This is a genomic window from Novosphingobium sp. 11B (assembly GCF_054589055.1).
In genome coordinates this window covers 1-23,672 of record NZ_BAAILP010000003.1, presented here as the reverse complement: position 1 = coordinate 23,672, position 23,672 = coordinate 1, and the positions used below count along the sequence as shown (strand labels likewise).

The 23,672-nt window shown below is 61.3% G+C and carries 21 protein-coding genes and 1 pseudogene; 13 read left to right on the top strand and 9 right to left on the bottom strand.

Translation table 11 applies throughout. From position 1 onward, the window contains the following. The 3 genes and pseudogenes from ACYPYD_RS00265 to ACYPYD_RS00255 all read left to right on the top strand — a co-directional run. Positions 1–855 (top strand): annotated as a pseudogene (locus ACYPYD_RS00265) (molecular chaperone HtpG); the annotation flags it as partial. A 417-nt stretch (positions 856–1,272) separates the two neighbouring features. After that, positions 1,273–1,620: a response regulator gene (locus ACYPYD_RS00260; protein ID WP_459661643.1), complete on the top strand. Its 348-nt coding sequence runs from the start codon at positions 1,273–1,275 to the stop codon at positions 1,618–1,620. A gap of 664 nt (positions 1,621–2,284) precedes the next feature. Next, positions 2,285–3,307 carry a sensor histidine kinase gene (locus ACYPYD_RS00255; protein ID WP_459661642.1) on the top strand — a complete coding sequence of 341 codons (1,023 nt, stop codon included), beginning with the start codon at positions 2,285–2,287 and terminating at the stop codon, positions 3,305–3,307. A gap of 16 nt (positions 3,308–3,323) precedes the next feature. On the opposite strand, the gene ACYPYD_RS00250 is transcribed toward ACYPYD_RS00255, so the two are convergent. Further along, complete coding sequence (locus tag ACYPYD_RS00250; protein WP_285022409.1) at positions 3,324–3,575, bottom strand: DUF6894 family protein; 252 nt, start codon at positions 3,573–3,575, stop codon at positions 3,324–3,326. Between the two features lie 497 nt (positions 3,576–4,072). Here ACYPYD_RS00250 and ACYPYD_RS00245 point away from each other — a divergent pair, with 497 nt between their 5' ends. The 5 genes from ACYPYD_RS00245 to ACYPYD_RS00225 all read left to right on the top strand — a co-directional run bounded on the left by ACYPYD_RS00245 (position 4,073) and on the right by ACYPYD_RS00225 (position 7,055). Beyond that, positions 4,073–5,176, top strand: coding sequence for a sensor histidine kinase (locus ACYPYD_RS00245; protein ID WP_459661640.1), 1,104 nt, complete (start codon positions 4,073–4,075; stop codon positions 5,174–5,176). Then, on the top strand, positions 5,173–5,832 hold the full coding sequence (locus ACYPYD_RS00240; RefSeq protein ID WP_459661638.1) for a response regulator transcription factor: 660 nt from the start codon (positions 5,173–5,175) through the stop codon (positions 5,830–5,832). Before ACYPYD_RS00245 ends, ACYPYD_RS00240 begins: the two co-directional genes overlap by 4 nt. A 200-nt stretch (positions 5,833–6,032) precedes the next feature. Next, on the top strand, positions 6,033–6,233 hold the full coding sequence (locus ACYPYD_RS00235) for a hypothetical protein (RefSeq protein WP_285022414.1): 201 nt from the start codon (positions 6,033–6,035) through the stop codon (positions 6,231–6,233). Positions 6,234–6,352: 119 nt separating this feature from the next. After that, the gene (locus ACYPYD_RS00230) at positions 6,353–6,610 is read left to right on the top strand and encodes a hypothetical protein (RefSeq protein ID WP_285022415.1); all 258 of its coding nucleotides are present in this window, start codon (positions 6,353–6,355) and stop codon (positions 6,608–6,610) included. Between the two features lie 280 nt (positions 6,611–6,890). Further along, a complete protein-coding gene (locus ACYPYD_RS00225; RefSeq protein WP_285022416.1) occupies positions 6,891–7,055 on the top strand; it encodes a hypothetical protein in 165 nt (54 codons plus the stop codon). Positions 7,056–7,165: 110 nt separating this feature from the next. Here the strand turns inward: ACYPYD_RS00225 and ACYPYD_RS00220 are convergent, their stop codons facing one another. From ACYPYD_RS00220 to bla, 3 genes are all read right to left on the bottom strand, one after another. Beyond that, positions 7,166–7,846 (bottom strand): site-2 protease family protein, encoded by a 681-nt coding sequence (locus ACYPYD_RS00220; RefSeq protein ID WP_459661636.1) that lies wholly within the window; start codon positions 7,844–7,846, stop codon positions 7,166–7,168. Between the two features lie 201 nt (positions 7,847–8,047). Beyond that, positions 8,048–9,646, bottom strand: a complete 1,599-nt coding sequence (locus ACYPYD_RS00215; RefSeq protein WP_459661634.1) for a carboxylesterase/lipase family protein — start codon at positions 9,644–9,646, stop codon at positions 8,048–8,050. Positions 9,647–9,750: 104 nt separating this feature from the next. Further along, the gene (bla, locus tag ACYPYD_RS00210) at positions 9,751–10,728 is read right to left on the bottom strand and encodes a subclass B3 metallo-beta-lactamase (RefSeq protein WP_459661632.1); all 978 of its coding nucleotides are present in this window, start codon (positions 10,726–10,728) and stop codon (positions 9,751–9,753) included. Between the two features lie 315 nt (positions 10,729–11,043). Between bla and ACYPYD_RS00205 the strand changes: the two genes are divergently transcribed. Then, entirely contained in the window at positions 11,044–11,928 is an 885-nt protein-coding gene (locus ACYPYD_RS00205) for a DUF1838 family protein (RefSeq protein ID WP_459661630.1), read from the top strand. Between the two features lie 238 nt (positions 11,929–12,166). Here the strand turns inward: ACYPYD_RS00205 and ACYPYD_RS00200 are convergent, their stop codons facing one another. Then, a complete protein-coding gene (locus tag ACYPYD_RS00200; protein WP_459661628.1) occupies positions 12,167–12,907 on the bottom strand; it encodes an SGNH/GDSL hydrolase family protein in 741 nt (246 codons plus the stop codon). A 1,002-nt stretch (positions 12,908–13,909) separates the two neighbouring features. On the opposite strand from ACYPYD_RS00200, the gene ACYPYD_RS00195 reads away from it, so the two are divergent. Together ACYPYD_RS00195 and ACYPYD_RS00190 are read left to right on the top strand one after the other, a co-directional pair. Continuing rightward, positions 13,910–14,143 (top strand): hypothetical protein, encoded by a 234-nt coding sequence (locus tag ACYPYD_RS00195; protein ID WP_459661626.1) that lies wholly within the window; start codon positions 13,910–13,912, stop codon positions 14,141–14,143. 112 nt (positions 14,144–14,255) lie between these two features. Then, a complete protein-coding gene (locus ACYPYD_RS00190; RefSeq protein WP_459661625.1) occupies positions 14,256–14,522 on the top strand; it encodes a hypothetical protein in 267 nt (88 codons plus the stop codon). On the opposite strand, the gene ACYPYD_RS00185 is transcribed toward ACYPYD_RS00190, so the two are convergent. Next, the gene (locus ACYPYD_RS00185) at positions 14,519–14,857 is read right to left on the bottom strand and encodes an SOS response-associated peptidase family protein (protein WP_459661623.1); all 339 of its coding nucleotides are present in this window, start codon (positions 14,855–14,857) and stop codon (positions 14,519–14,521) included. The genes ACYPYD_RS00190 and ACYPYD_RS00185 overlap by 4 nt on opposite strands. Positions 14,858–16,606: 1,749 nt before the next feature. On the opposite strand from ACYPYD_RS00185, the gene ACYPYD_RS00180 reads away from it, so the two are divergent. Together ACYPYD_RS00180 and ACYPYD_RS00175 are read left to right on the top strand one after the other, a co-directional pair. Next, positions 16,607–16,810 (top strand): hypothetical protein, encoded by a 204-nt coding sequence (locus ACYPYD_RS00180; RefSeq protein ID WP_459661621.1) that lies wholly within the window; start codon positions 16,607–16,609, stop codon positions 16,808–16,810. A gap of 485 nt (positions 16,811–17,295) precedes the next feature. Next, a complete protein-coding gene (locus ACYPYD_RS00175) occupies positions 17,296–17,814 on the top strand; it encodes a hypothetical protein (protein ID WP_459661619.1) in 519 nt (172 codons plus the stop codon). A gap of 1,178 nt (positions 17,815–18,992) precedes the next feature. Here the strand turns inward: ACYPYD_RS00175 and ACYPYD_RS00170 are convergent. The 3 genes from ACYPYD_RS00170 to ACYPYD_RS00160 all read right to left on the bottom strand — a co-directional run bounded on the left by ACYPYD_RS00170 (position 18,993) and on the right by ACYPYD_RS00160 (position 23,325). Continuing rightward, on the bottom strand, positions 18,993–19,352 hold the full coding sequence (locus tag ACYPYD_RS00170) for a response regulator (RefSeq protein WP_285022493.1): 360 nt from the start codon (positions 19,350–19,352) through the stop codon (positions 18,993–18,995). Then, positions 19,349–22,687, bottom strand: coding sequence for a CheR family methyltransferase (locus ACYPYD_RS00165; protein WP_459661617.1), 3,339 nt, complete (start codon positions 22,685–22,687; stop codon positions 19,349–19,351). The genes ACYPYD_RS00170 and ACYPYD_RS00165 overlap by 4 nt, the downstream gene beginning before the upstream one ends. Before the next feature lie 77 nt (positions 22,688–22,764). Then, positions 22,765–23,325, bottom strand: a complete 561-nt coding sequence (locus ACYPYD_RS00160; RefSeq protein ID WP_285022487.1) for a PAS domain-containing protein — start codon at positions 23,323–23,325, stop codon at positions 22,765–22,767. Between the last annotated feature and the right edge of the window lie 347 nt (positions 23,326–23,672).

Genomic DNA, 23,672 nt, shown 5'->3' with positions numbered 1-23,672 from the left:
GTGCTGTCGGCCATCCAGAAAGGCGTGAGCAATCGCATCCTCTCGGAACTCGACAAGCTCTCGGAGAATGACGCCGATCGCTACGCAGGAATCTGGAACAACTTCGGGGCTGTGCTCAAGGAGGGGCTTTACGAGGACTACGAGCGGCGCGCGCAGTTGCTTGGGCTTGCTCGCTTCAAGACGACGGCATCGAACGGCGAGTGGCGCTCGCTCAAGGATTATGTAGCGGGGCTGAAGGAAAATCAGACTGCGATCTTCTATGCTACCGGCGATGACCTCGATCGGATCGCGACGTCTCCACAGCTCGAAGGGTTCAAGGCACGGGGCATCGAGGTCTTGCTGCTGCCCGATCAGGTCGACAATTTCTGGACGCCGATGGGCGTCGATTATGAAGGCAAACCCTTCAAGTCGGTGACGCAGGGCGCCAGCGACCTCAGCCTGATCCCTTTGGCAGCGGGGAGCGCAGACACATCGAACCCGGCAGAGGATGTCAGCGGGTTCATCGCCTTTGCCAAGGAGGTGCTCGCGGATCAGGTCTCCGACGTCCGTATCTCCGACCGTTTGACCACCAGCGCCGTGTGCATCGTGGCGCCGGACAACGCCATGGATCTTCAGCTTGAGAAGATGCTGGCCGCCGCCGGCCGTGCGCCCGAACGCGAAAGGCCTGTGCTGGAAGTGAATGCGCGCCATGGGCTCATCGCCAGACTGGACCAGTCGACGGCGACCGAGGATCAGCGGCGGGACATCGCATTCCTGTTGCTTGATGAGGCGCGTATCGCCGAGGGAGAAGCTCCCGCCGATCCGCGAGCCTTCGCGCAGCGGCTGGAACGTTTGATTGCCAAGACGCTGGGATGATACAGGACAGGGGGAGCCGACGGGCTGCCCTTTGTTTTTCGCGGCTCCCAAGACGCTGCATGTCGTCCATCATCTCGACTATGTCGTCCCGGTGAGAGGCGAAGGCACCTTCGGCCGCGACAAGTATTCGCGGGAGATGGATGCACTTCGCGAGACCTTCGTGCCGATGACCGTACACCTTCGAAACCGGATCAGAGCTTAGCACCAGTGTTCCCCGGTGGATTACCTATTACAATCAAGAGGCCGCACGCGGGTCTGGCCGGACAAACCCCGGCAGAGGCCTATGGGCGGATCGCGCAATCAGATGATGGGAGGGCATTTTCCCGTCATCTGATAACCAAAATGGCGGCATGAACGACAAACGGTATTAGCTTAACTTAGCCGCCAAACTGTCCGAGAAAGCGAGACCACCTCAATATGCTCGTCGAACTCGGCTTTCAAGTCATCGAAGCCTCGTCGGGGCCGCAAGCGCTTGCAGAGCTTGCACGGATCGGACGCGTTGACGTCGTGATTACGGACCATCTCATGCCCGAAATGACCGGCGTTGAATTGGCAAACGCGGTGGCCCGTGAGCGACCTGGAATGCCAGTTCTGATTGTTTCGGGATATTCAGATGCAATTGGGATCGATGCGCAGCTGCCTCGGCTGGAAAAGCCCTTCCGCCAGATCGATCTTTCAGCGGCACTCGCTTCGCTACTGGCTAAGCTGAAGCATACCCAACCGGCCACAGGCTGCGCAAACGGCGACGTACAAAAAACTGGGTAGCGAGGGGCTGCTCGATGATCAAAATTGTGGTCGTGCTGAAGACTGCTGGGCTGGTACCTGGCTCGTCGGATTTCGGCATTGTTTCGGGCCGAAAGCGTTTGGCCTGCCTTGGCTTCCTATTTCGATGACGCCTGTTTAGCCCTGCACCGATCGACGCGGTCGCTTTGATGCCTCTCAAACCGGAAACCCGAATCCCATGCCGCGCGGAGCGGCAAGGACAAATAAGGGTTGTCGGCAATCACGAGGCCATCCTGCGCCGCTTTGGCACCCCAGGCAAAGGCACGATAATCGTAATTCATCTGATCTCTCGGATCTTTTGCATGAATGCTGTCACGGGCCTGGAATGAACCGAGACCCTGCATGATTGGGCGCTGAGCGCTCTATTCGTCTTCAGTACCGTGCCGAGGCCCTGAAAACCTTCACCGCGGTCAAGGCGGCCATCAAGGCGTGTCGATAGCCACTTACCGGATGTGCCCGGATTTACCAGAAAGGCATGGTGTTCCCGGCATATACGAAAGGATATTCGCAGGGCATCGATTCGCGGTGCTGAGCGTTGCTTGGATGATGCATGCGCCTGGTGCGAAAGGACTGATAGCGAATGATTCCAAGGTCACCTCGCATTGCTTTGGCGCCAACCTCCGGCCGTACGTCGCGGCCCGCTCGCTTGGCATTGCTCTGCGCTGCAATCGGCACGATCTTCATCGCAGATACGCTCACGGACTACGAGATCGCGGTCGCGGTCTTCTATGTCACGACGGTGCTCATAGCGTCGGCCTTTCTTTCCGTGCGCGGTGTGCTGACCTGCTCGGTAGTATGCTGCGCCTTGACCCTTTGCAGTGTGATCCTGAATGATCGAGGCGCTTACGAGGCTGGCCTTGTCAATTGCATGCTCAGCATATGCGCCATCGCGGCCACGACTTACCTGGCACTGCAGAGGTCTTCGGCCTTGCAGGCCGAGCAGACGTCCAGGTCGCAGTTGGTGCGTCTCTCGCGGGTCAGCACGCTGGGTGAGTTGGCCACATCGATTGCTCATGAGGTCAAGCAGCCGCTTACCGGCATCGTCGCCAGTGCGAGCGCCTGTCGCAACTGGCTTGGTAGCGAGCCGCCCAACGTCATCAAGGCAGAGCAGGCAGTCGCGCGCATACTCGCCGATGCGGGGCGTGCTTGCGGGATCGTCGATCGCGTGCGCAAGATGTCCAAGCGCGCGGCTCCCAAGGCAGAGTGGGTCGATGCCGAGGCGCTGGTCGCGGACGTCGTCATGTTGTGCCGTCGAGAATTGGATCGGCATGGAACTCGCGTCGTCACACAAGTGATCAACGGACCCACCTTCGTCTTTGCCGATGCCGTTCAAATTCAGCAGGTTCTGATCAACCTGATCCTCAATGCGCTGGAGGCGATGGCAGGGGCCAGGCGCTCGGCGGCACAGGGCGTGACGATCGGTATCGTTATGCAGGAACAGAGCGCGCAGATCAGCGTCGCAGACACGGGACCGGGCATCGATGAGCACCGGCTGGATGAGATCTTCGACCCTTTCTACAGCAGCAAAGAAGATGGCATCGGCCTCGGCCTCGCGATCAGCCGATCGATCATCGAATCCCACGGAGGCCGTATCTGGGCGAACTCGGAACTATCGGGCGGGTCCAAGTTCATCTTCACGCTGCCGGCCCGTCAGATCACCGGTACCTAAGCTCGCCTCGCAGTCGCTAATGGGCTACCGGCATTTCCGTCGTGTAATTGCTGGCATTGACGACGACCTCGAATACCAGATTTTTCTCTTCATCGACGACTTTCACCGACCATTGCTTACCTGAACAGAAATCGTCGGGCGCCTGAATGAGCATGTCGCCGGTAAATTGGACGGCCTCCTTCTTCGCCGCATGCAGATCGGCCAGAGGCATCCCCCGCAAATCCGGATAATTCTGGCCATCGGTCACGTGGAAATAATAGTTAGGCATCCGTCTCTCCTGCCGGTTCGCAGGTGCGCGCTATTTTCATGATGCGCGCCTTTATCTGCCAACCATCGACCCAATCCATTCAATGCTTTGTATGCGATAATTTATATGATAAAAATTCTTCATTTTTCTGAAGAATATTATAAAAATATGGGGAAATTGAGAGATCAACCACTCAGTAACTCTGTTGTTGTGGGTGAGAAAAACTTAATAACCGTCAATTTATTGATCTACCATGATATAATCATTCGGAAGATGTTTCCATAAGGGCATGGTGTTCTGTCGATATACTAAGGTATATTGCAGGAAGGGATTGCGAGCGTTCATCGCAAATGCGATAAAGCGAAGCATCATCACTCGCGGGGCGAGCACCGTCCGTCGTTCTGTGCGGGGGCGACGCTTGAGCGGGGGACTGCTCGTGGTTTCGTCCGGTCGCGATGGCCCTGAGTTGTTAATGCCGACCGCCAGTTATCGTCACGCTCGTACCGATTAATAATAAAATGGAACCGGCCGTGATCCGATCGCCGACTGACCAGCGACCATCACTGATAGGCGGCCGGATCGGCGGGCCGGTCGCGCGTTCCGTCCTGCTGGTATTCCTGGCCGGCTTGATATTCACCGCAGACACGCTGACCAATTTCGAGATCGCGGTAGCCGTTTTCTACGTCGCCCCGATCCTCATTGCCGCCGGATTCCTCAGGACGTTTGGCGTCCTTGTTATCACGGCCTTGTGTGCCGGTCTGACGCTGGCGAGTTTCATCCTGACCAGGGAAGGGATGTACGAAGCGGGAACCGTCAATTGCATCCTCAGCATGTGCGCGATAGCGGCGACGGCTTACCTGGGCTTGCAACGCTCCTCGGCGCTGGGTGCCGAACACCAGGCGCGGATCCAGCTCACACGTTTGTCGCGCGTGAATACGTTGGGTGAGATGGCCACCTCGATCGCTCACGAGGTCAATCAGCCGTTGACCGGCATCGTCTCGAGCGCGGGCGCCTGCCGGAACTGGCTGGCTGGCGACCCTCCCAATATCGACAAGGCGCGGCAAGCCCTGGAGCGCATGATCGCCGATGCCAACCGGGCGAGCGGCATCGTCGATCGCGTTCGCAATCTCTCGAAGCCCGCAGCGGCCAAGGTGGAGTGGTGCGATACCCGCACACTCGTGAGCGAGGTGCTCGCGCTTTGCCGCCGCGAACTGGACCGTAATGGGATCGTTCGCACCAGCGAGGCAGGCACCGATACGGCGCAGGTGTTCGGCGATGCGGTGCAGATCCAGCAAGTCCTGATCAATCTCATTCTCAACGCGGTGGAAGCGATGGCAGGCTGTGCGGTCGGAGCTCGTACCCTTATGATTGCGGTCACCGGTCAAACCGATGAAGTGGTCCGGTTTACCGTTGGCGATACCGGGCAGGGGCTCGATCCGCAGCGCGCCGAGCAGATCTTTGATCCTTTCTACAGCACCAAGAATGGCGGGATCGGCATGGGCCTTGCCATCAGCCGCTCGATCGTCGAATCCCATGGCGGGCGGATCTGGGCAGAGGCCGGGCCGAAAGGCGGGGCCAGTTTCCATTTCAGCCTGCCCGGGCGTATGGTGGTGCCGGTATGAGCACCACCCATCCCGGCGACGATCCCGATACGATCGTCTATATCGTCGATGACGACCCTTCGGTGCGCGCCGGTCTTGCCGATCTCCTGGCCTCGGTCGGGCTCGACTCGATGAGTTTTCCGTCAGCCAGACACTTCGTGGCCTTCGAACGGCCGAACCGCATTTCCTGCCTGGTTCTCGACGTGCGCATGCCCGGCCTGAGCGGTCTGGATTTCCAGGATGAAATGGCTTCGCACGGCATCATCATGCCGACGATTTTCATCACCGCTCACGGCGATATTCCCATGTCGGTGCGGGCTATGAAGGCCGGTGCGGTCGAATTCCTGACCAAGCCCTTTCGCGACCAGGACCTGTTGGACGCGATCCAGCAAGCCTTGCTACTGGACCGTCAGATGCGCGAGGGCGCCGAAGTCCAGTCCGTGCTGCTGGAGCGCCATGCATCGCTGAACGCGGGCGAACGAGCGGTGATGGACCTCGTGGTCGCCGGTCTGCTCAACAAGCAGATCGCCTCGGAGCTTTCGCTCAGCGAGGTGACGATCAAGGTGCGGCGCGGGCACGTCATGCGCAAGATGGGCGCCAGTTCGCTGGCCGATCTCGTTCGCTACGCCGGACGGATCGACGGCTCCGACCAGCGGGTTCTCAAGCTCAAATCCTGAGAGTCACCATGTGAGGGCTTTGCGGGTCGCGGTGATCCCCGGTCTCTTGCCGCGCACCGCGCGTAGAAGCCAACCGACGATCGGATAGTCGCCTTTGCTCCTGTCGAGGCGGAGGTAAAACGAGTGCGCCCTTTGCGAACCTGTAACTGGTCTTGGCGCCATCTTTTTATTACGCTGGTCGTCCGATTCAGGAGCGACAGATGGCCGCGCAAGCGTTCCGTACCCCGACTGAGGATGAAATCGCCGCGGCTCGCGAGGTCGCTTCGTTTGCCGGCTGGCCGGCGGACGAAGGGGATCTGGCGGAGCTTGTGGGTATCGTGCTGAACATGGCCGGATCGGAAACCAAGTGCCCACCCGGGGTGGCGGATGATCCCTACCATTTCTTGTACGCCGTGAGGTGACCTGATCGCCGCGGGGTGTCGCGCGCTCGGAGGGCCGCGCACCAGCGGCGGTTCGCCGAGGCGTAAATCGGCAATTCATGCGGGCACGGCTTTTCAGGACCTTCCATAAGGAGGCCCTGATGAAAATTCTGAAATTATCTCTGGCACTTGCGATGGTGGCGAGCAGCCTTGGCATGACGGTCACGGCGGACGCGCATCCGCGCGGCGATCGCCACAGGTACGAGGATCGCCGCGACTACCGCGACCATCGTCGCCACTATCGTGATCATCACCGCTACGAGCGCCCTCGTCATTGGAACGATCGCCGGTATCGCGGGCATCATCACCGTTGCTGGACGGAATGGCGTCATCATCGCAAGGTCCGCGTCTGTCGCTGAACGCGGCGGGGCGTGGAAACCCTGAGCGGCCGGAGCCGGGCCTGGTCCATCGGCGGCGACGGCATGCCCGAGGCGCCCGGCGACCAAAGGCTTTCAATGACCGCCGCTCGCGAAAAGGCCCGGCACTGCGGGGGCAGGCCGGGCCAGTCGACTGCTGGGGCTATCAGGAAAAGTCCCTCACGGTACGGCGGTTATGTACACGAGTGCGGCGTCAGGCACGAGCATTCCATGTTACGGCGGTGTCGCCGATTAGTCCGGCGTGGGTAGCAGGGGAATTGCGATGGACGTGGTCGATGCCTTACGCAGAGCGACCGAGGACGACGTTGAGCAGGCGGTAGTGGAGGGCTACTTTCCGGTGCCCCAGATGACCGCCGCTGATCTGCTGGCGTTCTTTCATGCGATGATCGATCGGGTCCTGAGCGATCATGTCGGCGAAAACCAGTGATTGCGGTTACCGTGTTCGTTTGAAGTCGGATCGGTTTCGCTCAACGCGCCTCTCGTCCCCCTGAGCGGCCGTCGATTGCCGGGGTACTGGCCGAGCCGATCGGGGCCGGCTCACGCAAGCGCCACGAAGCGCGCGAGGGCTTGGTAGCGCTCCGCCGCCCAGTCGAACGGGGGCTGGACCACCCGCTGTACGAGGCCGAGCTCCGGCCACAGGTACGGCACGACCAGCAGCAGCACGATGAGCAGCGGAAAACCCCAGGGTCGCAGCCGGGCGTAGGCGCGTGCCGCCGTTCGCGGCAGCAAGCCCTCGACGATATGCGAACCGTCGAACGGCGGGATCGGCAGCAAGTTGAACAGCGCCAGAAAGATGTTGATGAACATGAAGTTCTGCAGGTTGAGCGCCGCGAAGCCCAGGACCGGACCGACGGTCGCGTTTCTGGCAACCAGGCCGAGCAGGACCGCGCCGATGCCTGCCAGCACGAGATTGGTGAGCGGTCCCGCCGCCGCCACCGCCATCATGCCTAGCCGGGGGTTCTTCAGCCTGCGGTAGTCGACCGGCACCGGCTTCGCCCAGCCGAACACCGGCGCGCCGGCGAGCGCCAGCATGCCCGGAAGCGCGACCGTCCCCACCGGGTCGACATGGCGTAGCGGATTGAGACTCAGGCGGCGCTGCTCGTAGGCGGTGGGATCCCCCAGCAAGCGCGCCACCATCCCGTGTGCGACCTCGTGGAACACAATCGCGATCACGAGCGGCACGATCAGCGCCGCGGCCTGAATGATGGTCTGTTGCATGGTCACGATCTAGGAAGCGCGCGGGCCTGCCGCAATCGTGCCGCGCGCTTATTCACGCCCGCATGAGCGGGCCTCCGATCCCGGTAACGTTCAGGCGCATCGGTGCACTTCAATCATCTCCGATCCGGGTAAGCCGAGCATGGTTCTATGACTTGCGGCTCAACACGGTTTCGATCCAGGCATTGGTGCCGTCGAAACACTCTATTTGGAGTTATAGATCGAACCTGAGCTGGCGTTTGCCTGTAGGAAGTCGAGCTGCTGCTTGCCGAAATTCCTCACGACGTGCTGGCCGGAATTGGTGAACTCCAGGAGGACGTCGTCGTCCGGCAGTACCTGCGGCCACTGGGCTAGGCCTGGAATTTGCGGGGTTCCCGTTCGTGCAAAGGCGACCCACCGCGCCGAGATCGCCGCCGCCATCGCCTGGTCCTTCTGGCTCCAGCCCGCGCGCGACCTGGCCGATGGGCTGGCGAAGACGAACTCGATCTCATCGCCATGACCGGCGCCAGGGCGACTGGCGCGCAAGGCTTCCGGCACGTAGGAAAAATGATAAAGCCACACCGGATTTCCGGCACTGGCGGACATGCGGGCGGTCTGCCGCGCCGGCTCGACCATGGCGGCATCCCCCCACATCCGCGTCAGGGCCGCCTTTTCGCCGATGTGCGGCGCGTCGTAGCGTCTCAGACCTTCGGCGGCATGGGAGCCGAGACGTTGACGCAGCGCCGGCAACCCGTCCGGCAGCCAGCGTAGCAGGCTTTCTTCCCAATCATTCGCGCCGACCAGCAAAGGCACTGCAGCTGCCTGTTGGTTTGCAAAAGTGCCGAACGGGGCTTGTGCCAACATTTCGCCGTCCTCGACCGGTTCGCTCACCGCCGTAACCGGAGCGTCGAGCACGGACGCTGCCGAAAGGCTGCGCAAAGCGGCTGGGTCATCGCTCGCGACACCCTTGGACATCGCCCAGGATCGGCCCGCTTCCGCCGCTTGAGCAAGAGGCAGGAGCGTCTTGCGGGGTGACCCGGATTCCATGATGGCCTGTTGGAACAGGCCCCGCGCCTGCTTCACGGCAAGCAACGCGGCGACGGAGACGGCCCCCGCCGATTCTCCCATGACGGTTACCCGGTCTGGATCGCCTCCAAATGCGCTGGCATTGTCCCTGACCCAGCGCAATGCGGCGATCTGGTCCATGAGCCAGAAATTGGCCGTCGCCTCGCCGATGCGCCCCTGCTGGTCACGCAGCGCCGGTGTCGTGAAGTTCCCGAACCGGCCCAGCCGGTAATTGATCGTTACGATCATCGCGCCCTGCCGGGCGAGCGCGCCGCCATCGTAGGTCGACATCGCACCCGACCCCATGATGAACGCGCCGCCATGAATCCATACCATGACCGGAAGATGCTCTCCCAAGGTCGTTCCTGCGGGGCGCCAGACGTTGAGATAGAGGCAGTCTTCCGACGCACTGACAGCGTGTCCTGGCGGCATCGGATTGTTCTGCGTATCCTGCATGCAGTCCGCGCCGAAGGTGCTTGCGGCACGGATGCCCTTCCACGCCGGAACGGGCTGCGGTGCCCGCCAGCGCAGATTGCCTGTCGGCGGCGCGGCATAAGGGATTCCTCGGAACACCTCGACATCGCCCTGCGCGGCGCCAGCGACGGTGCCGGAAAGTGTGGCGGCCTCAGGCACCATCAAATTGCCTGGCGCGCCGGTGGCACAGGCCATGCCAACGAGGCCAGGGGCAGTTGCCGCAAGCAGGGTCGCCGCGACAGCCACGTGATGAGTTAAACGAAGAACATTCATGAACGCGTGCATTCCAGATCGAAGTCCTTCGATCTTGTCGCCCAGCGACCGGCTTCCTGCGGAACGGGGTGAGAGCGGCACAGCTTGTCGAGCAGGTTGGCCTCAACCGGCGACGGCTATTGCTTCTCCTGGCGAAGGCGAGCGTCGAATGCCGCCTCGTATCGGTCCGCGAGAACTTCACACGCCTTTGGGGTACGATAGCCATCTGGCGCAAGGCGAAGTCTTGCCAGCTTCTCTTCTCCGCCGGAATGTTCTGGGTGACCTGTGATTAGGATGTCGCAGGAAAGTGAACGAACCAACTTGAAGGTCTGGCGAAACTCGCGAGCGACGTCGGGACGGTCGGTGTATCGATAAACGTCGTCGGTCAGCGAGTTGAGGCTGGCGGCAAAGACAATGTCCGCACAGGCAGGCCGGACATCGCCATGCGCTGATCCGGAACATGACCTCCACGACCAACTCATGCTGCCGGGCGTGTGCCCCGGAGTGGCGTGTGCGGTAACTACGACGCTTCCAAGCCGAATCCGCTGTCCATCACGTACGGCAGTCACCCGGCGGACCGGGGGGTAGGCGAACAGGGACGAGCGCTGCGGGTCTTCGGGGCCGCTGCGCCCGGCGCGTAAAACCCGCGCGCCGGCAGCGCTGGCCAGCACTTTCGCGCCGCTGTCCCTGGCCAATGCTGCAATTCCTCCCGCATGATCGTAATGCGGTTCGCTGCTGAGAATGTATCTTACGTCCCTGATGCTGAAGCCAGCGGACGCGAGACTTGCTTCGACCAAGGGGGCGGCTTGCGGAAGGCCGGCATCGATCAGGATCAGTCCTTCTTCGGTCACGATCATCACCACATTCAAGTGCGTGAAACCGACCAGCCAGGTGGAACCATGGACCCGGACCGGTCCCACAGGCTCGAGCCAGCGCTGCGCAAGGTCCTGGGCAATGGGCCGAGTCAGATCGTCGCCCGTGGATGAAGCCACCGGATTAGCGCCCGCTATGTCCACCGTGAGAGCCGTCAAGGAAGCGAGCGCAGAAAGCGCGAGTATTCTGGCGGAGCACCTGAAGCCTGTCAGGCGGACCAGCGAAGGATAGTCATGCAGCATCGCCAGCCCGTCCCTAATCATCACGCGAGGGAACGATGGCTCCCCATGGATTGCCTGGAATCGCATTTATGAGGGTGGCTAGCCAACGGTTTCCTCGAACTTTCCCGCGCCCCGGATAGGCCAGCCGCGGCAAAAGCGATTAAACGCTCGTCGGCAAGAACGCGGGGCTCGTTCCTTGCATTGAGTTGTAGGCTTCCCGCAACGCTGCTCACTGTGCGATTACCCGAACGGCGGTCAAGCATGCATAAGCTGTGGTGTGTGCCCCGCTTTGGGCAACAGTAGCCGTTTCCATGAAGCGGGGGCGTTATGTCAAACATGTTCGATCTTACTCGGCCGCACCGGCGCGATGCCTTGAAGCTGGGGTTGGGCATCGCGGCATCCGCTGCTGCGATGCCCTTGCCATCCGCTCAAGCTGCGACGCGGCAGCTTGATCCCGCAAACCCCGCGGATGCCCGACTTATTTATCGCAAGCTGCGGTATCGTACGGATGACGGACTGCTTTTCTCGTGGATCAAGGGGCCATACATGGCGTCGATCAGCGGCGACCTCGTTCCCATGTATGCCCTCAACCTTGGGGCGATCCAACGCGTGACACAAAATGCGGACGGCAGCTTCAACCTCATCGATCTGGAAATCAGTTTTCGGGTCGACGCGCAAACCGGCGAGCGACTGAAGACCTTGCGCAACCCCATCACGGGAGAGACGGTGCCAGTCGGCGGACGCGGTCCGATCCCGACCCATCTGAAAGTATCCGCCGACAATGAGTTCGTCATTCCCGAGTTGCCAGGCCAGCCTAGGTACGAACATGAGCACGTGCCAGTTAGTTTTTTCCCGCTCGGACGCACTGAACTCGCCATCCGCGATCGTTCGCACGCGCGTGTAACCGCGCCGGACGGCTCGGTTTCGTTCCTCAACGAAGTCAGCACGATCGCAGGCCCTAGCGAACTCGTGCTCGATCCGACCACGACCACGGTCAACGCGCGTGTTCAATCGAACGATGTCCGCAGTTGGCCGGCATGGCTGAATATGGGTGATCGTCCCGGATCGCTGGCGCTGTTCGCCAACGGCGGCAAGGTCAGCCGTTTTGCCGATCTGCCCGATGATTGGCATGCGATGTTGAAGATTTACTATCCACAGATCGCTGCAGATCCGATCGCGGTACTGGACGGTAAGGTCAAGATCGACGCTTCAAGCTGGTAAAGGTAGGGGGCCAAGCCAGCGTACATTGCCAACCACGCTGTGGCGGCGTCGGTTGCCGACTGCCCAAGCCGTTCGGCCACGAGCCTTACGCGAATCGGCCTGATCAATGGAAACTAGAATAAACGCTGGCCGCTGATTTCTCTGGGCACGTCGATCCGAGCTTGGCAGTTCGGATTGACCTGACTGCGTATATGCTCAAGTCGCGCTCACGGGGTCAATTTCCGTCCCCCGGGGGGCATCATTTTCGCACTTTCGCAAGATGTGCTTCAAGCGCATCAGCTATTGCCAGCATCCCTCGAGCATTGGGGTGATAAGGGACAAAGTCCTTGGTGCGAGCAGCCGAAAATCCGGTAATCCAAGGATCAGCGCTACACACAGCATGGCTTTGTGAGAGCACGGAGGCCTTGACGATTTCGCTGCTCGTCTCGGCCGCTACTCGCGCTGTAAGTGAGGCAAGCTGAGCAGCCGTTGCCCTGATTGCATCGGCTTGCGTCCCGTTCATCGGCGCTGCCGTGCATTGCCCCCGGTCCGGCAGGACAGAAAGGTAATCAACGAATACAAGGCGTGCCGCGGGCGAACGTCGATGAACCTCTGCAGCTATCCCTCGCATGCCGGCGTCGAGGCTGCGCCACGGGTCGAAGGATGGCGAGGGGATGGGGCATTTGAAGGCGGTGACGGACCGCGCTGCCGTCACGCAAGAGGCAGACCAGAGCATCCCAAAATAACCGACATCGTTCCCGCCAATGGTTACAGTCACAAGCTTCGTGTCTGGCGTTAGCGCCTGCACTTGTGGGGGCAACTCATTCCAAGAACCAAGGAGGTGTGCCGTCGTAGCGCCGCTGCAACTCACGTCCGTGAGTTGCAGGTCGAGGCGGCGTGCGATGATATGGGCAAAATTATCGTTCGATCGCGCGCATCGATTGGTCGGTTGATCCGCAGAAACGGTAACACCCGGGCCGGCGGCGAAGGAACTGCCCATGGCAACATAGCGTGCACCAAGCGCGATTGGCGTGAATTGCCTATGGCTCGGAGTCGCACATCCCGCAGCCATGCCGACCAGAGGCAAGGCGAACGGCCACGTCAATCTCGTTTGGCGCAAAAGATCAGGTCCCTTTCAAAGCACGCCCGCCTTTGCGCGAGAAGGACAGCTACTCCGCCGGTCCGTCTGAGGTAGCAAGCACCGGTATCAAATTGACCGAGCAGCGATGATCGGCGACTCATAAAGCGACGATTACCGTAACCGCGTAAGCATCACGGTGGTGATACTCCTTGCCGGTATTCGCGCCTCAAAAGCGCCCCGGACAACGGGCGAGGCAAATTACCGTCCGCGATGACCTGCAGCTCGGTGTCATCATGGTCACGACGGATGATATCACGGAAGTATTAAATCGACAGGCCAAACTCGTCTCACACCCATTGCGCCAGATCGACCAGCCGCCAGCGAACCACGCCATGCGCGGAGGGGATCGGGCCTGCCCCCACCTGCGCGGCCAGAGCCCGGCGCTGCTCATTGTCCAAGGTTGAACGCTTGCCGAGGACTTTGCGCGATTTGAGCCCCTCAGGGCCCTCGGCGTTGAAGCGCGGATTGCCCAGTCACGCACGACCTGGAGCGTCACACCGTCAATCTTCGCCGCATCACTCCCCGTACCGCAATCCAGGATCGAGGCCAAAGCCAAACGCCGCCGCATCTGCTGCGCATCATCGCTGCGCCAGGCAAAAGCTCGCAAGTCTGACCATGAATGATCGCTCCGCACAACCAACGACGCCGCCATCGCAAGCCGCCGTCTGCTCGCAATAGTGACTCAAAAAATCTGGTCTTGGGAATCCCAATGAGTCAGCCTCAACGGGATTTGGTATTACTATTGCCCGAACTCCCAAGGCTACACCCTCAACCCGGCCGACGCAGAAGGAGGGGTGTGACAGGCGCCGGGATCGAACAGGCGAGATTGGCGTTCGGGTGGAGATGATGGCGACGAGGAGTATGATGGTGCAGATTTCTGACAATCAGCGCGACGCATTGGCCGATTGGCTACTGTCGAACGACCTTCACGTTTCCGACGCTGACACCCCGGCCTTGCTCGATCTTGCGGAACACGGCGACGAGGCAGATCGGGCGTTCGCCTGTTCTCGCATCTTGGCACAGGCCGAAGCACGCCCGACGGTTCCGGACTGGCTTCGCGGTGCCGCTGGCAACGAGAAATCCCCGACTGACTGACATTGCCCAGCAGTCTGCGTTCACGTATCGTCGATTCGCGCCCTTCGCCCCCGCGAAGAAACAAAACGGTCCCGGCCGCCGTTGCGTGGAAGGCCTACACGACGGAGATCGCATGGACTCGATCGAACACCTCCGCCAAGCCACCGATGAAGATGCCAGCGCGGCTGTAGCTGCTGCTGGTGTTTCCCTTCCGATTGAGCAAGTCGCGACGCTGGCTACAGTGCTTACCGGAATGGTGGGCGGCCCCGTCACGGGCGACGACATCGAGCGGGCTCTGGAAGGTTCGTACGTGGCGCTTCCACTCGACAGCCCCGCCGCGGTGCTTGGAGCGTTGCAGCGTGTCCTCGACATCTGGATGGGCGAGAACGAGGATTCCTAGATGAGCGTTGCGGCGAACGGGCGCTTCTGAAACCACAGCTCTTCGGTTCGATCTACGACCAGCGGCCCCTCCCACGTGCGCAGAAGCGCGAAGGCTTCATCCGGCGTTCCATCGGTCCACACCGACCATTCCACGCGCCGCAGGATGGTTGGCATTCGGTTGTGGATGTCGGAAATCTGCTCACAGCCCGGCACTATGACCATGGAATAGGCGTCGCCCCACTCTTCGGTCGGTCGCCAGACCCCGGCGATGGCGGAGATTTCCTCTCCGGGTAGCGAGTGCCATGTGCGGGTGCTGCGTCGGTCCTTGCCTGCGGGTTCGCACCAATGCGTCATCGGGATCAGGCAGCGTCACTCGCGAAAGCTGCCTCTCCAAGATCAGGTAGCTTCGCAGCTTGTCGTCGCGGGCGTTGTTGACCGGCGAGGGCTTGAGCGGCTTATCCGCCGCCTTGCTGACGGCGTGGCGCGGCCAGATCTTTTCGGCATGGTTCGCGCCGGGGGTTTTGCCCGTGCCGAAGAACATCGCGACCTCGGCGTCCTAGGTCCGCATGCGGTAAAGATTGCGCATGCATCGATGATGGCGACGCCTCCGACCTTGTCAATGCGGGGCAATGCTGCCGGATCGGCTGTAAGAACGAACAGGTGCGAACCTATCTCCCTCTTGGATTGACGCGCCGGAATGCCATCCTCGCTCAATTGAGACGCGAGGAGTCGGTTATGCCTCACGCTTTTGAAATCACCTATTATGCGCCCCCGCAAACACTCAAAAAAGTGAACGGGTTGTTTTGGATCGTCGGCATCAATGCCGGGCTTTGGGCGGTATCCTTTGCAATATGGGTGTTATCGTGAACCGCAATGAGGCCCGGACCTCTTGCGAGTGTCGGGCCAGTTGGTTGCAAGGGCTGTAAAGCCCTTCGGGTCGCATGTGCGGCGTACACGATTTCGCTGCACCGCATCATGACAATAGCGGTCACCCGCGCTTCTCGGCGTTCTCCTTTCATGCTTGCACCGGATAGTTCAGGTTCATCTTCCTGAAACCCCGCCCGGTGCAGGCATCGTAAGGCAGCTGGGTCATGCCGCCCAGAAGCGGGTGACCTCGAAGCCTGTTGCAGCCCGTGCCATCATCAGAACCGCGAGTGCCAGGCGGACCTCCGGCCGCGGCTTGATTGGGGCGTGCTCCCCGCGGCGCCGCGCATCCTCTACGATGTCGAGGGCAAGGCGGTTCAAACCTTAAACCGAAGGAAGGGTGAGGGGGCCACCACCCATGCCGGTCACGCTGCGCCGGGGAGCTTGTACGTCACCCCTACCTCAGGCCTTGCACTTCAGCCGGGCCTTGACCGCGGGCATGCGGGTAACGAAGCCCATCACCATACCGGCCCGGCGCTGTCTTGGCAGTGGCGGCTGGGAAGCCAGGGCGGAGACGACCCCATTGCTGTTCGGGTGGTCGAAGACGAATGGGCCTTCAGTTGCATCAGACGGCATCAGAAGATGCGGGGATCATATGGGAAGCGATGGACGACGCTGCCCTCTCTGAATTCCGGTAATCGCAGCACGGGAACGACGGCGACCACAACGTGTTGAAATCTTTTTCAAAACGCAATCAGAGGAGATGATCGTGTTTCGCAAAACCGTCCAACTCCATGAGGGGCCTTGTCACGGGATGAGCGTAATTTGGGAAACCGGCGATGAGTTGCGGATGATCAAGTGCATCGAAGGCTACGTGCCTTGGCCGAGTAAAGCGGCTCCACCGCTTATAGAAAGTGAAACCTATCGCCCATTGATCGATTCTCCATCTATCTTTGTTTGGGGAAAAGGAACTAGCCCGACTGCGATGAACTGCTTAGCGCCTGCCGCCCCTGAAGATTTCGAAAGCCGAGCCTGACAGTGGGGTACGAGCCCGACGGTTGGAGGATGCCGCCGCGCCCGCCCGGCGGTCACCCCATGGTGCCGAGTTGAGATCACGAATTACCCGCGTGTATCTTGGAACCGTGATATGATGCAGCCATCATCGGCACCGAGTCGGCATGCTGATGGCTGAGAGACATCGATTAATCGTGCTCCCGCCTTCCGCGACGGAGCATTCTCATGACCTTCTATACGATCCTCCCGATCGATCCCGCGCGCACTCTTGTTGAATTCGAGACGCCGGACCCCGAGGTTACTTTTGGCATCATTGAGGACAAGGCCCTGGGCGAGGTCGATGTCTTCGAAGATGGCAAGTACGCTTTCTCTTGCGAGCCAGTGGTCGGCGCGGATTGGCGAATCTACCGGCGGCACACCCGCCATTAATCGGATTGGGCTGCGTGACGCTCCGCGGCCCAGCGGATTGCCGCGAGTATTTCAGATCAGCGAGCGGATCCGCAGTTCCATCGCCATCGCCATCGTCATCAGCTTCACGCTGCCCCCGGCGAACGGTGCTCGCCCCAGGAACCCCATCATGCACAAGCATGCGATCCGCCTGACACGCCGCCGCAACGTGCAGTTCTCCAGCCTTGGTGGTTTGGCGATCCATTCTTCAAGGGGCTTGGCCTGGAACTGGTGGATCTGCCCAAGCCGCGGGCGACCAACCGGCTGACGTCGCCGCCCCGGCAGGGCAGAGCACAAGTCGCGGAGCGCTGTTCATCGCCATTCCGGATGGGGCCGCCATGGGCAGGATCGCGCCCGCGCGCGCAGCCAGACCCATCCCGGTCCTGCAGCAGCGATGGCATCCAGCGGGACGCTTTGTTGCCCGACCACATTGAGCCGGAGCGGATGGACCTGTTCGGAGAAGCAGCATGACGACTATCATCATCGAGAGCAGCATTTTGGCCTCATCCGAATCGGATGAAGTCGGCGAGATCGTCATCTTTCAATTCATAACTGGACCGATGAGCGTCGCGTTCGAAAACGCGTCCAGCCGCGATGAAAATGGCGGCCGCGTATTCGTCGAAGACAACCTCCGCGATTTCTTCGGATGGCGGGGCGTCTATGCCGCAAACCGATTGCAATGCGAGTGCCGTCACCCGGAACTCGATCCTATCCATTCCATGCAGCCCATGGAACCGGACGCTCTGGCACGCGCCGCTCCACTCGCGATCAGCATGGGCAAACTCAATGGTGCCCATTTGCGACTCTCTTATGATTATTTCGCTGGGCCAATACCTGAGCGTGGTGCCATCATTACGCCTCATCGCGGCGTAGGCGCAACGCCGATCGTCACGAGCAACGACGAATGTAGACCGCGTTCATCCCCGCTTGAACATCTGTCTAAGGCGACTTGTCGGGCGGAGGTGCGCCACCTCGTCCTCAATTGAGGACAATTCCTCCCTGTATCCCGCTATTCGGTCGGGGCCGAAGTCTGCTTCCATTTCGTTCGCATGGGTAGCAAGATCGTCCATCACGGCTCGGAAATCGGCTTCTGGCAAACGGGCAAGTCCTCGGGCAATCAAGTCGTGCTGAGCGAAGTGGGCTCCTTCAAAGCGGAGGGCCGCACGCTCCAACCGAGTCAATCGCGATTCGATAGTTCCGGGCATGGCGGCAGGGTTAGTCGAGATAGCCAAAGTCGCACCTGCAATTATCTACCTGTTCACGCTGCGATTTATCAGAATACGCACGAGCATTCCGTACGGTTCCGGGCTAAAAAAGGAGCCCGCCATGTAACCGGCAGCGCGCTGCGCGCACCCGAAAAGCCTATCCGAAGCGTAACGGCGTCATGCCGGAGAAGCAGGGAGGGGCAGCCGCTCCTCGCGTCGTCCCCATCCGTCAGTTGCGCAGTGGTGCAACCTGACGGTGAACGTCAGCCATGGACGCTCGATAGGCTCGCATAACGCGACGTGCCCAGTCGGCCGGCAATGCGGAGGCGACGGGATCGACAGCCTCGTTGGAAGAGGCGCTGATCTGGCTCGATCGAGCAAAGCGGGACGGGTGATCGATGTTCATTTGGCCGTTTCTATCGCGTTATAACACTATGATTTAAATGGCTTATCTTCCATTTCCGGACCTCAGAATTCCGAACAAGCCAAACGGTTCCGAGCCGAGGCTCGTGCATTCAGCTCAGACCCATGGAACGAGGCAAGCGTACGATGAGCGACGTCGAATGGCCCTTCGCTGGTGTAACTCCGCTCAGCTACGACGTGCTCATCGCTGAGCCGGCGACGCGATTACAGACGTGATCGGCCGCTAGTGAAGGCAAGTTTCCGCAGGCGCAGTACGATACCATGATGTGGGAAGACCTTACGCAACGGCAGGTCGCGCAGTTCGGGCGCGGCGACACCATTCTGATGCTCTGGGCCTGCTGGCCGTCGCTGCGCCAGTCGATCAAGCTCATGGACGATCGGGCCCGTCTCAGCAATCTCAACCCACTGCCAGTTCGGCCAGCTTGGACAGATGGCGGGCGCCAAGATCGTTGCTTTTGACCTACCCGCTGAGAGAACCCTCATTTTGATGTAGAGTCTGCGCACGAGAAGGAATGCCCGAGAGGCGACTGTCCGGATCAGACTGTTCTGCCGGTGGCCTTCTTTAATGCCGCGCGCAGATGAGAAGGAGAACTGGGCTTTGGGCAAATCTGCGCATCCGGATAGCGAGTGCGCAGGGCATTCTCGTTAGCGTGGCCGGAATGGAAAATGAGCGGGACGTTCATCTCCCGCATGCGATCCGCCGCCGGGAAGACTTCTCCGTCAGGGAGGCGGACGTCGAGGATCGCGCAGACCGGTCGCTGACGCTCGATCGCAATCATGGTGGCGGCAACCGTGCCGCAATGTGCGGAGACAGCGAAACCCTCTTCGGCGATCAGGTCTTCGAGATCGAGCACGACGAACAACTCGTCCTCGACGATCAGTACGGTATCGGTCATCGAACCATCACACCGCCAGGCAGCCACAGTCGAAGGGCAAAGTGGCCATCACGCAGTTCGCGGGAAATCCGGGCACCAAGCTGACGGACAGAAGTGGTGACGAGCAATGTCCCGAAGCCCGATCCCTCGCCCGCATCAATCGTGTCATCACCGTCTTCGTCCCAGAGCAAGTCAATCCCGTCGGCGCTCAACGCCCAGCGCACGCGGAGGGTTCCCGCGCGCGGTCCCAGGACACCATACTTTGCGGCATTGGTTGTCCATTCGTGCAGGATAAGGGCAAGAGGAGAAAGGCTGTTGCGATCGATGTCGATCTGCGGACCTTCGATCAGAATCCCGGATTGCCCAGCATAGGCGGCGGTCGTCGTCTCGATGAGGGTCCGAAGCGAGAATGTCTGCTGCTCTTCGCCTGAAGGCGACGCCAGGGAGTGCGCCCGGCCCAGCGCCGCAATGCGTTCGCGCAGATCCGCGCCATAGCTGCGAACGTCGTCGTGAGACCGACCGGCAACTGCTATCATGCCGCTGACCACTGCGAACAGGTTCTTCACCCTGTGGTTCATTTCGCGCAACATGAGGCCGCGCGTCTCGGCTACGGCGTATTCCGCCGTCAGGTCGATCGTTGCCCCCACCAGGCGGCGCGGGCGCGAGCCGATGAGCCGGCCGTAGGCCTTGAGCTGACGGCAGGTGGCGGCATCCTCCGCTTCGCACACGCGAAAAACGATTTCCATGTCCTGATCGCTGTAAAGGGCATGAGCGATGCCATCTTCGAGCAAGGCGCGATCCTCGGGATGAACCTTCGCCAGCACATCGCCGAGACTCACTGACCCCTTTGCGGGCAACGAAAGCTGGCTGCGGCTCGTGGTGTCGAGGATCACGTCGTCTTCATCCGGACGATACTCCCAGACCCCGATTCCGCCGGTCTTCACGGCCAGATCGAGCCTCTCGCGCTCGGCGGCCAGATCATTTTCCATCAGCAGGGCGACGGTGATGTCGCTCAATACCAGCGTGGCGCCGTCGATCGTCCCGTGCTGGGTCCGATAGGGCAGAACGCGCAGCGACAGGGTTCGGCCGCCGTCGCGGGTGCGAACCCGGCGGTGGAGAGGCTCGCCGCTGCCCGCCACGCGCCGCGCGTCGTCAAGGTAGGTGCTGTCGTCCAGGCGCGTTGCGACGTCGGCCAGCAGGCGTCCCCGATCGGTCTGCTGCAACGGGAAAATGGCAGTCGCCGCTTCGGTAAAACTGCGGATGCGAAGCTGCCCGTCGAGCACGATCACCGCCAGTTCGGTGGACTCGAAGAAGTTGCGCAAGTCGGCGTTCGCGACGGTAAGCTGGTCCACCTTGCTTTTCAGCTCGTCGTTGACCGTCGACAGCTCCTCGTTGGTGGACTGCAGTTCCTCATTCATCGACATCATTTCTTCGTTGGAGCTTTTCAACTCCTCGTTCGCGGTCTCCAACTCCTCGACCGCGGTGCGCAGTTTGTGACGCGTGAGGCGCAGTTCCTCTTCCAGCGCCTCCATGTGATCGTCGCCGCTTTCGATCTCGGTAAAGTCCGGCCCGTCGAACGGCTGGAAGGGGCCGCGATCGCGCAGGATCAGCAACAGCGAATTGTCGGGCAACGGCTCGCAGATCGCCTCGACCGGCTGGATGCCGTAATCCGAACGCACCTCCACTTCGCGCGCCACCACCTTCTTGCGGGCATCGCGGGCCTGGCGCACGAGTGGGCCGAGCACGTCGCGCAGGCCCGGCTTGGCCAGCGAGATCGCGCTGGAGCCGCCCGTGCGGGTTACCGGGAAATCGAAATAGCGGCTCAGCTTGCCATAGGCGGCAAGTACCGCGCCGTCCTGATTGAGCACCATGGCGGGCGGCGCATAGCGATCGACCAGGCGCTGGACGGCTATGCCGGCATCGGACGGCTTGCGCCGGACGTCCCGATCGCTGTTGTCCTCGCGGCGACGCTGAAGGCCATGCTCTCCGCCCGGCAGGTCGATCGGGTACCGGGGGGTGCCGGGGGCGCGCTCGAAGATGCGGGCGTGATGATCCAGAGCCGGGAACAGATGGTCGAAACGGCCGATGCTTTCCGAGGGGCCGAGGAACAGGTACCCGCCCTCCCGGATCGCGTAATGCAGGATCGGCATCACCGATTGCTGCAGGCGATCGTCGAAGTAGATCAGAAGGTTGCGGCAGGAAACAAGGTCGATCCGCGAGAACGGGGGATCCTTTACAACCGAGTGGTTGGAAAACCGGATAAGGTCGCGAATCTGGTTCGAGATTGCGAATTTCTCCCCATGCGGCGTCGTCCACCGCTCGCGCATGGGCGAAGGGATATCGGCCAGCGCGGAGGCGGGATAAATTCCTTCCCGCGCGATCTGCAGCATCTGCTCGTCGATGTCGGAGGCGAAGATCTGCACCGGGTTGGCGAAATTCATGCGCCGTGCCGTCTCGGCGAAGAGCATGGCGATGCTGTACGCCTCCTCCCCGCTGGAACAGCCCGGGATCCAGACCCTGATGTCGTCGTCGCTGGAACGGTCGCGCAGCAGCGGCTCGATCACCTTCTCGCGCAGCGCGTCGAACATCTCGGGATCGCGGAAGAACCGCGTGACATTGATCAGCAGGTCGCGGAACAGCGCCTCGCATTCGCCTGAATCCGATTGCACGCGCTGCAGATAGCCGCTGGCCGAATCGATGTTCAGCACGTGCATGCGCCGCTCGACGCGCCGCACCAACGTCGAGCGCTTGTAGCCCGAGAAATCGTGGCCAACGGCCTTGCGCAAGGTGGCGCACAGGTCATCGACATGATCGGCGACAAGTTCGGCTTCGCGTTTGTGGGGCTCGCCTCGGCGCCGGGCGAAGAACGCGCTCAGGCAATCGAGGATCTCCGACGGCTGCTTGACGTAGTCCACGAGGCCGGTTCCGACCGCGGATACGGGCATCCCGTCATACCGCGCGGTTTCCGGTGTCTGGACGACGCAGACCCCGCCATGTTCCTTGATGGCACGCAATCCCGTCGATCCGTCGGCCCCCGTGCCGGAGAGGATCACGCAGGCGGCATCGGTCTGCTTTTCGGCGGCGAGCGAGATGAAGAAATCGTCGATCGGGCGGCGAAGTCCGCGCGGCTGGGCGAAATCGGTAAGCTGGAGCTTGCCGTCCTGCAGTGCGAGACCGCGGCCGGGAGGTATGATGTAGACGCGGTCTGCCAGAACTTCTTCGCCGCCCTCGCACTGGAGCACGTCGAGCGGGCTAGCCCGGTCCAGCAACTGCGCCAGCATGCTCTCGTAGTTGGGGTCGAGATGCTGGACGACCACAAATGCCATTTCCGTAGGCAGCCGGGCCACCGAGAGCATCTCGCGCAGGGCCTCCAGCCCGCCCGCCGATGCGCCGATCCCGACGATCGGGACGCCAGATGCACGTTCGTCGCCGCTCAAAGGATCGCGCCGTCGTCTAGATCGGCGAGGGTCAGCCTCGCCTGGGCGATCGTCGCGGCCGAATTCGCGATCGTGGTCAAGGTGCCCTCGACGATGATGCCGCTCTCGGCGGCCACCGGGCTGAGGCGGGTCAGCGTCAGGCCAAGGTCGCTGTCATATGCCCTGAGCCGATCGGGCTGGGCGCGGCTGACATCGAACTGCGACGCGAAAATGTAGCGCGTCCTCCCGGAAAGGGTGCGCAGCCTCGACATGTAAAGCAGGTTCACGAAAGGCGTTCCGTCCTTGCGAAAGTTGAGGATCGGGGTGCGCACATTGGCCGCAGCATCGTCGCCCAGGAAAGCGCGCAGTCTCGCTCGGGCTTCATGATCTTCTGCCGCCCCCTGCAGGATGCGGCAATTGCGACCTGCAAGGTCTTTCTGCGAATAGCCCGTCAGGTCCGCAAAGCGGCCGTTCACCAGGATCAGTGGATTGTCCGCGTCCGGACTGCCCAGGGCCAGGGCGACCGGAGAGTTCTCGAAGAAGGTGCGCAGTTCGTCGGGAATAGTCAGATCGGTCAAGTCGTTACTCCCGGCCATCGGGTAAGAGCTGAGGGGGGCCGTTCGTACCGGCCATGCGGGCAAGACTGCAACGGCTCTGTGCACCATCTGTTGCCGAAGGTCGAGCCGAGGGGGGAATTGCCTATTGGGCACGTGAGCTTGGGAAACGACCTTTAGGTCGCGAATGTTCGGGGTGTTAGGCGCTACGCCGTATCCTGGCCCGAACCGCTGTCTTCTGAAATCAGAGCCCCGATCCGTTCGAGCGTGGCAAGGATCATTGCCTGTTCCCATCGCGGCAATTGGTCGAAACCCCGACCAAAACGCATCTGCAAAGGAAACGGCAGGTCGCTCAGTCGTTGACGGCCTTC

Bases quoted from the DNA above. Each gene is read 5' to 3' on its own strand.
- ACYPYD_RS00225 (WP_285022416.1), top strand. From the start codon at position 6,891: ATGGACGTGGTCGATGCCTTACGCAGAGCGACCGAGGACGACGTTGAG.
- ACYPYD_RS00175 (WP_459661619.1), top strand. From the start codon at position 17,296: ATGACGACTATCATCATCGAGAGCAGCATTTTGGCCTCATCCGAATCG.
- ACYPYD_RS00260 (WP_459661643.1), top strand. From the start codon at position 1,273: ATGCTCGTCGAACTCGGCTTTCAAGTCATCGAAGCCTCGTCGGGGCCG.
- ACYPYD_RS00205 (WP_459661630.1), top strand. From the start codon at position 11,044: ATGTTCGATCTTACTCGGCCGCACCGGCGCGATGCCTTGAAGCTGGGG.
- ACYPYD_RS00165 (WP_459661617.1), bottom strand. From the start codon at position 22,687: ATGCTCTCGGTGGCCCGGCTGCCTACGGAAATGGCATTTGTGGTCGTC.
- ACYPYD_RS00185 (WP_459661623.1), bottom strand. From the start codon at position 14,857: ATGACGCATTGGTGCGAACCCGCAGGCAAGGACCGACGCAGCACCCGC.
- ACYPYD_RS00180 (WP_459661621.1), top strand. From the start codon at position 16,607: ATGACCTTCTATACGATCCTCCCGATCGATCCCGCGCGCACTCTTGTT.
- ACYPYD_RS00245 (WP_459661640.1), top strand. From the start codon at position 4,073: ATGGAACCGGCCGTGATCCGATCGCCGACTGACCAGCGACCATCACTG.
- ACYPYD_RS00215 (WP_459661634.1), bottom strand. From the start codon at position 9,646: ATGCACGCGTTCATGAATGTTCTTCGTTTAACTCATCACGTGGCTGTC.
- ACYPYD_RS00235 (WP_285022414.1), top strand. From the start codon at position 6,033: ATGGCCGCGCAAGCGTTCCGTACCCCGACTGAGGATGAAATCGCCGCG.
- ACYPYD_RS00170 (WP_285022493.1), bottom strand. From the start codon at position 19,352: ATGACCGATACCGTACTGATCGTCGAGGACGAGTTGTTCGTCGTGCTC.
- ACYPYD_RS00220 (WP_459661636.1), bottom strand. From the start codon at position 7,846: ATGCAACAGACCATCATTCAGGCCGCGGCGCTGATCGTGCCGCTCGTG.
- ACYPYD_RS00200 (WP_459661628.1), bottom strand. From the start codon at position 12,907: ATGGGCAGTTCCTTCGCCGCCGGCCCGGGTGTTACCGTTTCTGCGGAT.
- ACYPYD_RS00190 (WP_459661625.1), top strand. From the start codon at position 14,256: ATGGACTCGATCGAACACCTCCGCCAAGCCACCGATGAAGATGCCAGC.
- ACYPYD_RS00230 (WP_285022415.1), top strand. From the start codon at position 6,353: ATGAAAATTCTGAAATTATCTCTGGCACTTGCGATGGTGGCGAGCAGC.
- ACYPYD_RS00250 (WP_285022409.1), bottom strand. From the start codon at position 3,575: ATGCCTAACTATTATTTCCACGTGACCGATGGCCAGAATTATCCGGAT.
- ACYPYD_RS00195 (WP_459661626.1), top strand. From the start codon at position 13,910: ATGATGGTGCAGATTTCTGACAATCAGCGCGACGCATTGGCCGATTGG.
- ACYPYD_RS00240 (WP_459661638.1), top strand. From the start codon at position 5,173: ATGAGCACCACCCATCCCGGCGACGATCCCGATACGATCGTCTATATC.
- bla (WP_459661632.1), bottom strand. From the start codon at position 10,728: ATGCTGCATGACTATCCTTCGCTGGTCCGCCTGACAGGCTTCAGGTGC.